We start from the raw sequence: 13,302 nt of genomic DNA, 5'->3' as shown, positions 1-13,302 counted from the left end.
CTCTGGAGACGACCCCGATGGCAATAACCGCGCTGACCTTCGATCTTGACGATACGCTGTGGAACAACCGTCCTGTCCTCGAGCGTGCCGAGACCGGCCATTATCAATGGCTCAGCGACGCCCTCGCCGCTGCCTCACCAGACACCACTCGTACGTTCATGACTGACTACCCGTTGAGCGCGTATCAGCAATACCGTCTCGACGTGGCGCAGCGCTTTCCGCTCAAGCGCGGCGATTTCACCTGGATTCGCGAACGTGCATTATTCGAGATGGTGGAAGCTTACGGGCTGTCTCGCCTTAGGGCGCGCCTGTGGGCGGCACACGCCATTGCGCATTTCCTCGACCTGCGCCATGACCTCACGCCCTACCCCGAGGTGGTGGCCATGCTCGACACGCTGCGCCGTGGTTATAGGATCGCCGCGATCACCAACGGCAACGCCGACCTCAAGCGTCTAGACCTGGCCGAGCATTTCAGCGTCATGATCGCTGCAGGCGAGCTGCATGCCCCCAAACCCGACCCGCGCGCCTTCCTCGCGGCGCTGGCAAGGCTCGACGCCCAGCCGGCACAAGGTCTCCATATCGGCGACTCCTGGCGCGAGGATGTGCTACCAGCACAGCGCCTGGGCATGCAGGTGGCCTGGATCGACGCCAAGCACGAAGGCCCGTGCGAGCTGCCCTCCGGCGTACATCGCCTCACGCACGTGCGTGAACTGCCCACCCTACTCGCTAGGCTGGCAGGCTAGGTTGACGCGTCATCCCTATCGCATAGCCAGGCATCCATGCGCGCGCATGCCTCGTCGACACCTTGCCGCTTGAGCGCCGAGAACAGCTGCACGCTGACCAGATCTTCCCACTCGGCGAGCTGGCGGCGCACCGCCAGAAGCGAAGACTTGGCCGCTCCGGGCTTGAGCTTGTCGGCCTTGGTCAACAGGATGTGCACGGGCATCGCTTTCTCATCAGCCCAGCCCAGCATCATCTGATCGAACTCGGTCAGCGGGTGGCGTACGTCCATGACCAACATCAAGCCCCTGAGCGTCTCACGCTGATACAGATACTCGCTCAAGTGACGCTGCCACTCCAGCTTGACCTGATCCGGCACCTTGGCGAAGCCGTAACCGGGGAGATCCACCAACCGGTACGCCTCGTCGTTTGCGAGGGTGAAGAAGTTGATCAGCTGCGTGCGCCCCGGCGTTTTGGAGGTGCGCGCCAACGCCTTCTGCTGAGTGAGCGTATTGATCGCGCTCGACTTACCGGCGTTGGAGCGCCCGGCAAACGCCACTTCCGCGCCCGTGTCAGTAGGGCACAAGGCCAGGCGCGGCGCGCTGATTAAAAAACGCGCGGTCTGGTAGTTGATCTTGCCATCTTGCATGCTGGTTCTCGACTGAGCTGCCGCCTATACGCGGCGAATGATCCATGAGGGACGTTTGCGCCACAGTGTATCATTGCGTGGACGTCACGCATGCTGGCAAAGCCTCACCGATAGCCCTCGCGCCCTTTCCATGTCGTGGCTTGGAGTGGTATCACTAACGCATGCGTTCACATTGGCCGTTCGGGAACCCCGGTTGCCGACGCGGTTCAAACGTTCATCAAAGGCGGCGACGCTTAAGCGCCGTCCGTTTTTATCAAGGAGAATTGCATGTTGAAGTCGTTGTTAGTACTGGTCGCCGGCCTGGGTATGTCAACGCTGGTCATGGCCGCCCCCCCGGTCGCAGGAGAGGATTACAAGGTACTCGACGAGCCGGTAAAAACCGAGGTACCGGATGGCAAGATCGAGGTCAACGAGGTGTTCTGGTACGGCTGCCCGCACTGCTACGCCCTTGAAGGGCCGCTCAATGCGTGGGTCGACGAACTGCCCGACGACGTGGCCTTTCAGCGCATCCCAGCCACCATGGGCGATACCTGGACCAAGCATGCGCGCGCCTTCTACGCCGCCAAGGCGTTAGGCATCCAGAAAGACATGCACAGTGACTTCTTCGATGCCATCCACGAGAAAGGCCAACGCCTCACCGAACCGAACGACATCGCCGAATTCTTCACTCACTACGGCGTCAGCAAGGACGACGCGCTCGATGCCCTCGAGTCCTTCGGCGTGAAAAGCCAGATCAATCGCGCCAACGCCAAGATGCGTAGCTACAAGATCATGGGAGTTCCCGCTCTGATCGTCGACGGTCATTACGTGATCACACCCAGCAGTGCTGGCTCGCTGGAAAACATGCCCAAGATCGCCGATGCCCTGATCGACAAGGTACGCAGCGAACGCAATGAGTAACGCCACCGCCGCGGCGCCTGCCTCCCAGGCGCCCCGCTCGCTACGCCTTCTGACCTGTAATCTGCAGGTCGGTATTCATACTTCGGCCTACCATCATTACCTGACGCGCAGTTGGCAGCATCTTTTGCCGCATCCCAAGCGCCAGGGGCGCCTCGACCTTATCGGCGACATGCTGCGCGGCTACGATATCGTCGGCCTTCAGGAAGTCGATGGGGGCAGTTTCCGCTCGGGGCACGTCAATCAGGTCGAGTATCTCGCCACGCGGGCCGAGTTGCCTCACTACTACCAGCAGCTCAACCGTAACCTGGGGCGTGTCGCCCAGCACAGCAATGGCCTGCTGTCGCGTCTTAAACCGCACCAAATAGACGAGTATCGCCTGCCCGGCACGTTACCGGGTCGCGGCGCCATTCATGCACGCTTCGGCGACGGACCGGATGCCTTGCATCTGGTCGTGGCGCACCTGGCATTGGGGCATCGCGCGCGTACCCGGCAGCTCGACTACTTGAGCGAGCTCATTCAACCGCTACGCCACGTGATAGTGATGGGTGATCTCAACTGCACGCCGGATCAGATCAACGCCCACCAGCGCTTCTGTCATGCGCTGCCACTGCATCCTGCGGCAATGCCGTTGTCATATCCCGCCTGGCAGCCGCGCCGCGCGCTCGACCATATTCTGATCTCCGACGCCTTGCACGCCGAACGCTTCGAGGTGCTCGACCGATTGTTTTCCGACCACCTGCCGGTGGCGGTGGATATTCAACTACCCACCGCCTGCCTGCGCAGCATGCCCAACGACAATGCCGCCTCGTGAGCAAGCAGCAGCACATCAGCACAGTCGCGACGCTTACGTCGCGGCCATGAGCCGCACCCAGTCGATCATCGGCGCAGGATAGACCCCCAACAGCACGACCAAGGCCGCCAGCGCCAGCACCACCACGCCGCCGGCACGTTGAGCCCAGTCGGTAGTCGCGTCACGGCGCTGCATGCCCGGCTCGGGCAAAAAGAGCGTCACCATCACGCGTAGATAGTAGTAAAGGCCGATAGCACTCCCCGCCACCACGGCGCCGACCAGCCACCAGCGGCTGGCTTCGACCCCCACCGCGACGATGTAGAACTTGCCGATAAAGCCGGCGGTCAAGGGAATCCCGGCCAGTGACAGCATCATCACCGTCAGTACCGCCGTCAGATAGGGCCGCCGCCAGAACAAGCCACGGTAATGGTGCAAGCGGCTAGCATCGGCGCCGCCGTAGGGGCTCGACAGCAGCGTCACCACGCCGAAAGCGCCCAGCGTCGTCAGCACATAGGTCACTAGATAGATACTCGCGGTTTCCACCGCCATCCCCTCGTTGATCACCAGTGCCACCAGCAAATAGCCGAAATGCGCGATCGAGGAATAGCCCAGCAGGCGCTTGAGATCTTGCTGCATCAACGCCAGCAGGTTGCCGGTCAGCATCGTCACGAAGGCGAGTACAGCGAGTAGGCTGTGAAACCAGGCATCCTGGATCGCCGGAGCGGATTGCAGAAGACGCAACAAGACGACCAGTACCGCCACCTTGCTGGCCGAGGCCAGGAAAGTGGCCGCCGGGGCGGGACTGCCTTCGTAGACGTCCGGCGTCCACAGATGGAAAGGCACGATGGAGAGTTTGAAGCCCAGCCCGATGAGCATCATGCCCATGCCAGCCAGCAGCCATCCATCGCCACCTGCCGACGCCAATGCCCCACCCAATCCGGCGAAATCGAGATGCCCGGTACGCGCGTACAGAAGCGCCATGCCGAACAGCAAGAAGGCTGAGGCTGCCGCGGAAAGCACCATGTACTTGACGCCCGCTTCTAGGGCACCCCGCTCGCGATAGGTGTAGGCCAGCATGCCGTAAAGCGGCATCGATAATAGTTCCAGGCTGAAGAACAGCGAGGCCAGGTGGCGACTGCTTACCAGCGCAATCCCACCGGCGGCGGCACACAGCAGCAGCAGATAATACTCCTCGCGTGGACCACGCGCGCCTTCGAGGTAAGCATGTCCCAGCGTGGCGCAGGCCAGCGTGGCGATGAGAATCAGCACGCCGCCGAAGATCGACAGACCGTCCACCGTTATCAGCGGCGTCACATCGAGTGGCGCCTGCCACCAGGCCAGAAGCTGTGCCGCCAGCGCCAGATTGAGGCCGACCACGGTCAACGTGGCCGTCAGGTCGTGATGCCGACGCCACGCAATGGTCAACATGACCACGATAGCCGTGGCGCAGACGAGGATTAGCGGTGAAAGAGCAAGCAACGACGTCATGGCGTCTCCTCAGGCATGGCAGGCGTTTCTTCCAGCGTCATGATGCGCTCGACGTTTTGCATCGCCGCCTCCGAGGTATCCAGCAACGGGCCAGGATAGAGCCCGACCCACAACACCAGGACCAGCAGACCGAGCATCATCACGATCTCGCGGCCATCGAGCCCGCCCAGAGGGGTATCTTCCTTGGCCGGACCGAAGTAGACGCGTTGCATGATGAATAGCGAATAGATCGCCGCCAGTACGAAGCCGCTACTGGCAACCACGACCACCCAGGGCCAGGTACCGAAGGTGCCGAACAGCACCAGGAACTCACCCACGAAGTTGGCCGTCCCCGGGATGCCCATCGAGGCCGCCACGAAACACAGCGCAATGCCCGGCAAGCCCTTGATGCGGCCCCACAGGCCGCCCATCAAACGCATGTCGCGGGTATGCAGGCGCTCATAGAGTTGGCCACTGATAATGAAGAGCCCCGAAGCCGAGAAGGCATGCGCGACCATCAGCACCACCACGCCCTGCAGCGCCAGCTCGGTACCACTGTAGATGCCGATCAGCACGAACCCCATGTGGGAAATGCTGGAATAGGCTACCAAGCGTTTCAGGTCATGCTGGCCACACGCCAGGATCGCGCCGTAGAAAATCCCCAGGATGCCCAGCCCCATCGTGACCGGTGCGAAAGCCTGGGAAGCCTCGGGAAATAGCGGCAAGGCGAAGCGCAACATACCGTAGGCGGCCGTCTTGAGCAGAATCCCCGCCAGATCGACGCTCCCCGCCGTGGGCGCCTGGGCATGCGCGTCGGGTAGCCACCCATGCAGCGGCACCACCGGCATCTTGACCGCGAAAGCGATGAAGAAGCCCAGCATCAGCCACCATGCCATCTGGGGGGAGAGCTCGTTCTGGGCAGTATGGCGCAACGCCTCGTAGCTGAAGCTGTATTCCCCGGTGGCGGCGTAATGTGCAAACACCAGGCCGAGAATGGCCACCAGCATCAAAAGCCCGCTGGCCTGTGTGTAGATGAAGAATTTCGTCGCCGCCTGGATACGCGTGTTGCCCGTGGAACCGCTATGCCCCCACAACGCAATCAGGAAGTACATGGGGACCAGCATCATCTCCCAGAAGAAGAAGAACAGGAACAGATCGATGGCCAGAAAGACACCGACCACGCCCCCCAGAATCCACAACAGGTTGAGATGGAAAAAACCGATGCGACGCGAGATCTCGTGCCACGAGCACACCACCGCCAGCACGCCGAGTAGCCCGGTGAGCGCGATCATGATCAACGACAAGCCATCCAGCGCCAAGTGGACCTCGATGCCGAAACGGGGGATCCACGCGGCGCGCCACTCGAGGGCCCAGTCCGCAGCGCCCTGCGCGGCATTCAAGCCATAATCGCCATGCCACCACACGCCCAAGACCAGCGCCAACTCGAGCAGCATGGTGCCCAGGGCAATCCAGCGCGGCGGTTGCTCGCCGAAACGCTCGGCTTGCCAACACAGCAACCCGCCGATGAAGGGAATCAGAATCAAACAGACCAGAATCATCAGCGCTGCGCCCCCTCAGCTTGCCACGTTAGCCTTCTATCCCCGCCACCGGTGTCTTTCTTCAAGTCGTACATCGCTTACCCCAAAGCCAGGAAGATCAGCACCACGGTCGCGCCCAGCGTCATCGAAACGGCATAGTGGCGCAGCCGCCCCGTCTGGGATCGCGTCAACAGCCAGCGCAGGCCGCGCGCCAGCAACGGCACCAGATTGCACAATCCGTTGATCCAGTCGCTACGCCACAGCCACACCAGGCCACGGAACGGCTTGACCAGCACTGCGTCAAACAGGGCATCGAAGCCCCAGGCGTGATGCCAGAGGCGCCACAGGCGCGCGCCTTCCGGTAGAGCGACCAGGCGCGCCACCAACTCGCGTCGCCACGCGAACAGCCACAGCGCTACGGCCACACCGCCCACGGCGATCAGCATGGCACCGATCTCCAGCGCATGGCGCCCGGTTTCCTTCGCCGCGCCGGGGCTCGCCGGCAGCACCTCGTCGAGTGGAGGGTGAATCCAGGCGCCGACCAGCGTCGAGAGTACGATCAGCACGACCAATGGCAGGCCATGCACCAGACCGCGTCCCCCCTCGGCATGCCGGCTATGATCGCTCCCCGACGTACCGTGGAAAGTGCCGACGATCAAGCGCACGGTATACAGGGAGGTCAGCAGCGCGCCGACCAGACCCGCCATCAGCAAGCCGATATGCCCGGACGCCAGCGCCTCCCAGAGGATCTCATCCTTGCTGTAGAAGCCGGCCGTCACCAGCGGCAACGCCGCCAGCGCCGAGCCACCGACCACGAACCCAGCATAGGCCAGCGGCAACTTTCGCCACAGCCCGCCGAGGCGTCGCATATCCTGCTCATGATGACAGGAGATGATCACCGACCCCGCCGAGAGGAACAGCAACGCCTTGAAGAAGGCGTGAATCATCAGATGGAAAATGGCCGCATCGAAGGCCCCAACACCTAGCGCCAGGAACATGTAGCCGATCTGGCTCATCGTCGAATAGGCCAGCACGCGCTTGATGTCCGTCTGCGCCAGGGCGGCAAACCCAGCCATCAATAGCGTCACCGCGCCGATCCAGCCCACCAGCGTCAGAACATCCGGTGCCAGCAGGAACAGGCCATGCATGCGCGCGATCAGATACACCCCGGCGGTGACCATGGTGGCCGCGTGGATCAGCGCCGATACCGGCGTGGGGCCGGCCATGGCATCAGCCAGCCAGGTGTGCAGCGGCAACTGCGCGGACTTGCCCAGCGCCCCGCCAAGCAGCATCAACGTGGCCAGTTCGACCATCAGGTCGCCACGCGCCCAGACCTCGGGCGCCCGCGCCAACAGCGTCTGAATGTTCAGCGTGCCCAGCTCGACGAACAGGATGAATAGCCCGATCGCCATCAACACATCGCCGATACGCGTCACCAGGAAGGCCTTGAACGCCGCCCAGCCATTGGCCGAGTCATGGTAGTAGTAGCCGATCAACAAATAGCTGCACAGGCCGACGCCTTCCCAACCGAGATACAGCAGCAGCAGATTGTCGCCCAGCACCAGCAGCACCATGCTGAACACGAACAGATTCATGTAGGCATAGAAACGGCGAACCCCTGTGTCGCCGCGCATGTACCAGGCCGCAAACAGATGGATCAAAAAGCCCACGCCGGTGATCACGCCGAGCATCGTCAGCGACAGCCCATCGACCAACAGCCCCATCGACGACTGGAAATCGCCCACGTCGATCCAGGTCCAAAGCGCCATGACCTGCGCCGCCGAGCCGTGCCCGAGAAAGTCGAGGCCCACCCACACGGTCGTGGCCGCCGCCAGTCCCAGCGCAGTGACCCCCACCGTCGCCGCGCCACGCAGCGACAGGCGGTCACCGCTCAGCGCCAGGACGAGACACCCCAACAGGGGAAACAAGAATGTCAGTGTGAGTAGATTCATCCGCGCAACCTGCTTGCCGCATCGATATCAAGGGTCTTGAAGCGCCGATAGAGCTGCAACAACAGCGCCAGTCCCACGCTTGCCTCGGCCGCTGCCAGGGTAATCACCAGCAGGAACATGACCTGGCCATCGGGCTGCCCCCAGCGCGTCCCCGCGACGATGAAGGCGAGCCCCGCCGCGTTCATCATGACTTCCAGGCTCATCAGCACGAACAGCATGTTACGCCGCATCATCAGCCCCACCAGCCCCAGCGCGAAGAGGATCGACGCCAGGATCAGGCCGTGTTCCATGGGAACGCCATTCATCGTGAAGTCTCCTCGCTTGAGGTATCGTCACCGAGCGAGCGCTCGCTGGCGGCGCGCCCGCGGCCATCTGCAGTGCGTTTGCTCGGCACTTGGTGTACTGCGTGTGCCTCGTCATGCGACTCGCTGCGCCCCAGATGAGACGCCGCCACCAATGCCGCCAGCAGCAGCATCGCGGCAAGCTCGACGACGATCAGGTAAGGTCCGAACAGCAACGTACCCACCGCCTTGGCGGTCAAGGTCTCGCCCTCGATACGTCCGCCTACATCGGCACCGATCAATGTCGCCAACAGCACCAACAGCAAGACCCCGCTGAGTATCGCCGGCCCCAGCCAGGTACGTGGGCGCAACCAGGCACTCTCTTGCTGCGCGGCGGCCTCGCCGAGGTTGAGCATCATGACCACGAACACGAACAACACCATGATCGCGCCAGCGTAGACGATGATTTCCAGTGCCCCGGCGAAGGGTGCTCCCAACGCAAAGAACACCATCGCCACCGCGATGAGCGAGACGATCAGGTAAAGCAAGGCATGTACCGGGTGCCGCCCGGTAACCACCCCAAGCGTCGCGAGCACGGTGACCACGGCGCTGAGATAGAAGGCGATTTCCATGGTATCTCCCTATTCTGGTAAGGGCATCCCTGATCAGGGCATCAACGACTTGACGTTGATCGGCTCGGCTTCGTTCTGCGCCTCGCCCTTGTCTTTTCCGGCGATCGACAGCCCCGCCACGCGATAGAAGTTGTAGTTATGATCCTTGCCCGGGCCGGAGATCAGCAGGTCTTCCTTCTCGTAGACCAGTTCCTGGCGCCGAAACTCGCTCATCTCGAAATCCGGCGTCAGTTGGATCGCCGAGGTCGGGCAAGCTTCCTCGCACAGTCCGCAAAAGATGCAGCGTGAAAAATTGATGCGGAAGAATTCCGGGTACCAGCGGCCGTCCTCTTGCTCGCCCTTCTGCAGCGAGATGCACGCTACCGGACATGCCACTGCACACAGATTGCACGCCACGCAGCGCTCCTCGCCGTCGGGGTCGCGGGTCAGCACGATACGTCCACGATAGCGCGGCGATAGATAGACCGATTCTTCCGGATATTGCAGGGTCTCGCGCTTGCGGAAAGAGTGCATGAAGACCATGCCCATCGTCCGTAGCTGCGATCCGGTCCCCGCGAGCAGTGATTTAATCTTCACGGTATCCTCCAGTCTCGACGCTTAGCCACCGGCGGGGCTGAATACGAGAATCAGCGCGCCGGTCACCAGTAGATTGATCAGGGTCAATGGCAGGCATATCTTCCACCCGAAGCTCATCACCGCGTCATAGCGGGGACGCGGCAGTGCCGCACGCAGCAGCACGAAAAAGCCCACGAACACGGCAGTCTTGAGCAGGAACCACACGATAGGCGGCAGCCACGGGCCGTGCCAGCCACCCAAGAACAGCGTCACGATCAGCGTCGATACCAGCACGATGCCCACGTACTCGCCGATGAAGAACATGCCCCATTTCATGCCCGAGTACTCGACGTGATAGCCATCGGCCAGCTCCTGCTCGGCCTCGGGCTGGTCGAACGGGTGACGGTGCGTCACGGCGATGCCGGCGACCAGAAAGGTACAGAAGCCGAAGAACTGCGGCACGATGAACCATACCGTTTCCTGGGCGGCAACGATCTCGCGCATATTGAACGAACCGGCCATGGCCACCACACCCATCAGCGACAAGCCTATGAAGACTTCATAGGACAGTGTCTGCGCCGAGGCGCGCATCGCCCCCAGCAAGGCGTACTTGTTGCCGCTCGACCATCCACCGAAGAGCACTGCATAGACGTTGATGCCCGCCATAGCGAAGAAGAAAAGCAAACCGATATGCAGATCGGCCACCCCCCAACTGGGCGTAATGGGAATGACCATGAAGCTCAACAACAGCGATGCCATGGCGATGGCCGGCGCCAGCACGAAGAAGGTACGATTGGCGAACGGCGGGATCCAGTCTTCCTTGAAGAGGATCTTGAGCATGTCGGCGAGAAGCTGCATCACCCCGAACGGCCCGACGCGATTGGGGCCGTAACGATCCTGCCATAGGCCCAAAAGACGCCGTTCCAGCATGGTCAGCAGCGCCCCTGCACCCACCGCAGCGATCAGGATCACCAGTGCTTGAAAAAGCGCGAACGCGATCGCCTCGACCTGTGGCGTCCACCAGCTCATGCGCTCACCTCCTGGGGTTCGAGATGGGCCCACTCAGGCTCGGCCAAGGGCAGTCCCGACTGATCCGGCACGCCGATCATGCCATCGGGCCACGCATCGCTGATCGCCACCGGTAGCGTTAGATGTCGTTCTCCCAGGTTGAGCGTCAACGTGGCATCCGGCGATATCCGCAACCGCTCAGCGGCCCCGCGCGACAGGGTGAAGCGTGTCGCGGCCATGCGCGCCTGGATCGGCTCGGCCCGCGCCGAGGTCTCGTCGCCCCCGAACAACCGCGCCTGCGGTACCGCCAGCCATTGGTCGTCACGCGCAGCGAAGCTTGACGGCAGCGTTCGCGCATAGTCGTAATCCCCGGGCAGTGGCCCCAACAACCGCACACCGGGATCGCCAGCCCGCAGATGTCCACCGACCTCGTCCTGGAACTTGTTCCATGCTTGCGGCGAATTCCATCCCGGCGCCCAGGCAAACGCCACTTCGCGGCGTGGCTCGGCGTGACCGGAATAGCCCTCCATGGAGAACGCGAACGGTGTGTCGGCGTCCTGCGGCGCACGGGGTTCGCTGACATCGAGGTTGGCACGCATCGCCGTGCGACCGCTATAGCGGTGAGGCTCGCGCGCCAGACGCAGCCCATGCACACGATAGGCGGCGCTCAAACCGGCATCGCCGGCCGGCGCTAGGGCGGGATACGTCATGGCCATGTCACGCGTCACTTCATCGAGCGTGAGTGGCGTCATCGCCTGACGTTCGACGCTGACCTTGAGCGCGTTGAGCCACCGCCAGCTTTCGCGGATGCGCGTTTCGGGGCGGATATAGCTGGGATCGAAGACCTGATAGAAACGCTGAGCCCGGCCCTCCAGGCTGACCAGAGTGCCATCGCTTTCGGCAAAGCTCGCCGCCGGGAGTCCGATGTCCGCTTTGTCCCAGGTCGCGGTGCGCTGATGATCAAGCGTGACGATGCAACCGGCACGCTGCAGGGCGGCGTCGACCTGACCCGCATCGGCCCGCGCATACAGGTCATTCTCGAGAATCACCACGCCATCGGCCTCGCCGCTAGTCAAGCATTCCAGAGCCCAATCCAGCGATTGTCCACCCAGCAGCGACAGGCCGGTGCTATTGGCCTCACGGCGCACCAGCGACAACGCCCCGGGCCGTGTCCGCCGCGCCAGGGCGCGCGCCACGTTGCCGGCCGCCTCGAGCACCGCTGGCGTCCCCAACGTGCCACCCGAAACCACCAGCGGACGCTGGGCCGCCATCAAGGCCTCGGCAATACGGCTTGCAAGCGCTGTGGTCACATCGTCGAGGGCGTCCGGGCACGGCGCCTCGGGGTCGATGTAGTGCGCCACGGCGAAGCCGAATCGCGCGATGTCATCCGGGGCGGCGTGATAGGTCCGCTCCGCCAGCTCGTCCAGTTCGGTGGCATCCGGCGTGGCCATGAACAGTGGATGACGTTCATCCTGGGCTATGGTCTTGACTGCTTCGGCATTCCAGGATGGGATACCACGCTCGGCGGCCAGCACCTCGCCCTTGGCGTTGACCGCCTGGCGAATGGCCAGGGCCATGCGCGCGGCGCTATTGATGAGGTCCTCGCCGAGCACGAACACCGCATCGCAGTGCTCGATCTCGCGCAGACTCGGCGACGGCAGGCCACAGCGAGTATTGAGCTCGTTCATGCGGACCAGCAACTCGAGTTCACGGGCGGCGATGCCGGTAGAGAAGTTGGCATCCCCCACCAGCGTGCGCAGCATATGGTTGCTCTCCAGGCTCGCCCGTGGAGAGCCGATGCCGATCACACGACGCGCATTACGCATGCCATCGGCGGCACGGTCCAGCGCATCGTCGATTTCCAGACTGATGGTGCCGGCGACCACGCCCGAATCGCCCCCAACGGCGACACGCTGGCGCTCGCGCCATTCGGGTACGCGCGGACGATCCTCGCGGTTCACGTAGCCGTATCCGAAACGCCCGCGGTCACACAGGAAGTAGTGATTCACTTCACCGTTGTAGCGGTTCTCGATCCGCCGAATATCGCCGTAACGCTCGCCGGGGCTGATATTGCAGCCTACCGCGCACTGATGGCAGACGCTGGGCGCGAACTGCAGGTCCCACTTGCGGGTGTACTGCTCGGAGTGGGTCTGGTCGGTGAACACCCCGGTCGGACAGACTTCGGTGAGATTGCCGGAGAAGGGGCTCTCCAGCGTGCCTTCCTGAAAGCGCCCGAAATAGACGTTGTCGTGCGCCCCGAAGGCACCCAAGTCACCGCCGCCGGCATAATCCTGATAGAAGCGCACGCAGCGATAGCAGGTGATGCAGCGGTTCATCTCATGACCGATGAACGGCCCCAGGTCCTGGTTCTTGTGGGTACGCTTGCGGAACCGGTAACGACGGCTATCGTGGCCGGTCATCACCGTCATGTCCTGCAGATGGCAGTGGCCGCCTTCCTCGCAGACCGGGCAGTCATGCGGGTGATTGATCATCAACCATTCGATGACGTTTTTGCGAAAGGCTTTGGCTTCGTCATCCTCGATGGAGATGTAGGCGTCCTCCTGTACCGGCGCCATGCACGACATCACCAGTATGCCTTGGGTGTCGTCGGCATTCTTGTACTGCTTGACCGCACACTGGCGACACGCACCGACACTGCCCATGGCCGGGTGCCAGCAGAAATACGGAATATCCAGCCCTAGCGACAGGCACGCGTGCAGCAGATTGTCGGCGCCGTCGACCTCGTAATCCCGGCCATCAACGTGAATCGTTGCCATTATCGCTCCTCGCCCGTCGTCATCGTCACGTCG

12 protein-coding genes are annotated in these 13,302 nt (G+C 62.7%); 3 read left to right on the top strand and 9 right to left on the bottom strand.

Annotated features, from left to right (window positions below):
* Positions 1-17: 17 nt before the first annotated feature.
* Positions 18-743 (top strand): HAD family hydrolase, encoded by a 726-nt coding sequence (locus OP496_RS05860; RefSeq protein WP_280562573.1) that lies wholly within the window; start codon positions 18-20, stop codon positions 741-743.
* Here the strand turns inward: OP496_RS05860 and yihA are convergent.
* The gene (gene yihA, locus OP496_RS05855) at positions 740-1,369 is read right to left on the bottom strand and encodes a ribosome biogenesis GTP-binding protein YihA/YsxC (protein WP_280562572.1); all 630 of its coding nucleotides are present in this window, start codon (positions 1,367-1,369) and stop codon (positions 740-742) included. The two genes, OP496_RS05860 and yihA, sit on opposite strands and share 4 nt — an antisense overlap.
* 267 nt (positions 1,370-1,636) lie before the next feature.
* Here yihA and OP496_RS05850 point away from each other — a divergent pair, with 267 nt between their 5' ends.
* Complete coding sequence (locus OP496_RS05850) at positions 1,637-2,269, top strand: thiol:disulfide interchange protein DsbA/DsbL (RefSeq protein ID WP_280562571.1); 633 nt, start codon at positions 1,637-1,639, stop codon at positions 2,267-2,269.
* Entirely contained in the window at positions 2,262-3,080 is an 819-nt protein-coding gene (locus tag OP496_RS05845; RefSeq protein ID WP_280562570.1) for an endonuclease/exonuclease/phosphatase family protein, read from the top strand. The genes OP496_RS05850 and OP496_RS05845 overlap by 8 nt, the downstream gene beginning before the upstream one ends.
* Positions 3,081-3,113: 33 nt before the next feature.
* Here the strand turns inward: OP496_RS05845 and nuoN are convergent, their stop codons facing one another.
* From nuoN to nuoG, 8 genes are all read right to left on the bottom strand, one after another.
* Entirely contained in the window at positions 3,114-4,547 is a 1,434-nt protein-coding gene (gene nuoN / locus OP496_RS05840) for an NADH-quinone oxidoreductase subunit NuoN (protein ID WP_280562569.1), read from the bottom strand.
* Complete coding sequence (gene nuoM / locus OP496_RS05835; protein ID WP_280562568.1) at positions 4,544-6,085, bottom strand: NADH-quinone oxidoreductase subunit M; 1,542 nt, start codon at positions 6,083-6,085, stop codon at positions 4,544-4,546. Before nuoM ends, nuoN begins: the two co-directional genes overlap by 4 nt.
* Positions 6,086-6,162: 77 nt before the next feature.
* A complete protein-coding gene (nuoL, locus tag OP496_RS05830) occupies positions 6,163-8,016 on the bottom strand; it encodes an NADH-quinone oxidoreductase subunit L (RefSeq protein ID WP_280562567.1) in 1,854 nt (617 codons plus the stop codon).
* Positions 8,013-8,321, bottom strand: a complete 309-nt coding sequence (nuoK, locus tag OP496_RS05825; RefSeq protein ID WP_075369724.1) for an NADH-quinone oxidoreductase subunit NuoK — start codon at positions 8,319-8,321, stop codon at positions 8,013-8,015. The genes nuoL and nuoK overlap by 4 nt, the downstream gene beginning before the upstream one ends.
* Entirely contained in the window at positions 8,318-8,929 is a 612-nt protein-coding gene (gene nuoJ, locus OP496_RS05820) for an NADH-quinone oxidoreductase subunit J (protein ID WP_280562566.1), read from the bottom strand. The genes nuoK and nuoJ overlap by 4 nt, the downstream gene beginning before the upstream one ends.
* A gap of 33 nt (positions 8,930-8,962) precedes the next feature.
* Complete coding sequence (gene nuoI / locus OP496_RS05815) at positions 8,963-9,499, bottom strand: NADH-quinone oxidoreductase subunit NuoI (RefSeq protein ID WP_348521297.1); 537 nt, start codon at positions 9,497-9,499, stop codon at positions 8,963-8,965.
* A gap of 27 nt (positions 9,500-9,526) precedes the next feature.
* Positions 9,527-10,513: an NADH-quinone oxidoreductase subunit NuoH gene (nuoH, locus tag OP496_RS05810; RefSeq protein ID WP_280562564.1), complete on the bottom strand. Its 987-nt coding sequence runs from the start codon at positions 10,511-10,513 to the stop codon at positions 9,527-9,529.
* Positions 10,510-13,269, bottom strand: coding sequence for an NADH-quinone oxidoreductase subunit NuoG (gene nuoG, locus OP496_RS05805; RefSeq protein ID WP_280562563.1), 2,760 nt, complete (start codon positions 13,267-13,269; stop codon positions 10,510-10,512). The genes nuoH and nuoG overlap by 4 nt, the downstream gene beginning before the upstream one ends.
* Positions 13,270-13,302: the final 33 nt, after the last annotated feature.

This window comes from Chromohalobacter sp. 48-RD10 (assembly GCF_029889785.1).
Classification (GTDB): domain Bacteria; phylum Pseudomonadota; class Gammaproteobacteria; order Pseudomonadales; family Halomonadaceae; genus Chromohalobacter.
This window is presented reverse-complemented; position numbering and strand designations above follow the sequence as displayed.

Coding starts and splice junctions, on each gene's coding strand:
- nuoM (WP_280562568.1), bottom strand. CDS start 6,085: ATGATTCTGGTCTGTTTGATTCTGATTCCCTTCATCGGCGGGTTGCTG.
- OP496_RS05860 (WP_280562573.1), top strand. CDS start 18: ATGGCAATAACCGCGCTGACCTTCGATCTTGACGATACGCTGTGGAAC.
- nuoJ (WP_280562566.1), bottom strand. CDS start 8,929: ATGGAAATCGCCTTCTATCTCAGCGCCGTGGTCACCGTGCTCGCGACG.
- nuoK (WP_075369724.1), bottom strand. CDS start 8,321: ATGAATGGCGTTCCCATGGAACACGGCCTGATCCTGGCGTCGATCCTC.
- nuoL (WP_280562567.1), bottom strand. CDS start 8,016: ATGAATCTACTCACACTGACATTCTTGTTTCCCCTGTTGGGGTGTCTC.
- OP496_RS05850 (WP_280562571.1), top strand. CDS start 1,637: ATGTTGAAGTCGTTGTTAGTACTGGTCGCCGGCCTGGGTATGTCAACG.
- nuoN (WP_280562569.1), bottom strand. CDS start 4,547: ATGACGTCGTTGCTTGCTCTTTCACCGCTAATCCTCGTCTGCGCCACG.
- OP496_RS05845 (WP_280562570.1), top strand. CDS start 2,262: ATGAGTAACGCCACCGCCGCGGCGCCTGCCTCCCAGGCGCCCCGCTCG.
- yihA (WP_280562572.1), bottom strand. CDS start 1,369: ATGCAAGATGGCAAGATCAACTACCAGACCGCGCGTTTTTTAATCAGC.
- nuoG (WP_280562563.1), bottom strand. CDS start 13,269: ATGGCAACGATTCACGTTGATGGCCGGGATTACGAGGTCGACGGCGCC.
- nuoH (WP_280562564.1), bottom strand. CDS start 10,513: ATGAGCTGGTGGACGCCACAGGTCGAGGCGATCGCGTTCGCGCTTTTT.